This window comes from Synechococcus sp. R55.2 (assembly GCF_047462075.1).
Classification (GTDB): Bacteria; Cyanobacteriota; Cyanobacteriia; order Thermostichales; family Thermostichaceae; genus Thermostichus.
Map to the genome: position 1 here is coordinate 1 of NZ_JANSIH010000054.1, position 1279 is coordinate 1279.

Consider the following 1279-nt stretch of genomic DNA (forward strand, 5'->3'; position numbering starts at 1 on the left):
TCCCTGCCGGTTCGCCCGTTCAGGTGCTGCAACTGCCCTGAAGATCCCTAGCCCTCCTCTCGCTGCTGCTGGAATAGCCGCCATAGTCAATCCAAATAACAATGAGACGCTAGCCAGTACAACAGTTCCGTCTGCAACAGCGGACCGCAGGCCTTATCACTTCATCCACAGAAGTTCCTCTATCAGCATGCATCCTTGCCCTCTTGAGAGCACTAAAGTCACCCTCAATCTCATTCAAGTCTGGCGAGGGCCTCAGCAAAAAACCACCTCCTGCCCTGCCGCTTTCATCAAATCCTTTATCCTTCCCTTCCGTTCGCCGAGTAGGCCCTAGGCCTTTGAATCGGCCCATTGCCCAGAGTCAATACAGATGTCCTCTCCAAACTCGGCATTTAGTGTCCCTCAAATTCTTCCGCATTCGAGCTACTTGAAAAAGCGTCGGGGCTATCAAACCCCCTCTCTCCTTCCTCCTACCGGCTACTCAGCTCTCTCTCTTCCCATAAACTTTCTCCCCTCTCTTTGGCCAAGCATAAAACAGGTGCGTATCTCCCCAAACCCTGTCTCGTCATTCTCTCATCATTCGCGTCAGCGGTGCAGAGCCCATTGTAAGCTAAACTCTCACTTCCATACTTCTGAACCAACTCCCTCAAGACCCTAGAGTCGTTGATTCTCTCTTGGATTCTCTCTTGCCAATCCCGCTCTCGGTGCCTTAACTCTTTTTTTTCGCGTTGTTTTCATCTTCCTAAGAGCATAGTAAATAGCGCTGGGATGGACGCCAAACCTCTGGGCTCTATCCTTCAGTCGAGCTTCTGGGTACTGTTCTACGTCTTGCTGCAGAGCGACCAAGTCTATCTTTCGCTTCCGAGTCTTGACTTTTGTCGGCCTCAGGTCTTCTCGGTTCAGCCAGCGATAAACCGTTGCACGACTGACTTTGTACATCTGTGCAGCTGCAGTGGGGCTGCCCCCTTCCTGGACATACCCTACGACTCTCTCTCTCAGGTCTAAGCTATAGGTCATGAAGCTTCCTCCTGAGGTCTACCCCCACGTCATCTTGCCTTTAACACCGTCTCATTGTCAACTGAATTGACTACAACTACACAGACCTGCTTTGTGGTCATTTCAAATGGCACCTGTCTTGCCTTTTGTCTGCCGTCGTCGAGAGAGGGGGCAGCGGCACAGAGGACTAGGAAGGAGGGGGGAGACCGTCTCGAACAGACCTAGAGTAGGCCTGCTGCACCGCCTGGTAGCGCCGTTTGAACTCCTGCTGCTGCACCTTGTGATC

The 1279-nt window shown here is 52.3% G+C and carries 1 pseudogene; it reads right to left on the minus strand.

Annotated features, from left to right (window positions below):
• Positions 1-109: 109 nt before the first annotated feature.
• Positions 110-1014 (minus strand): annotated as a pseudogene (locus NW838_RS02020) (IS630 transposase-related protein).
• Positions 1015-1279 lie beyond the last annotated feature (265 nt).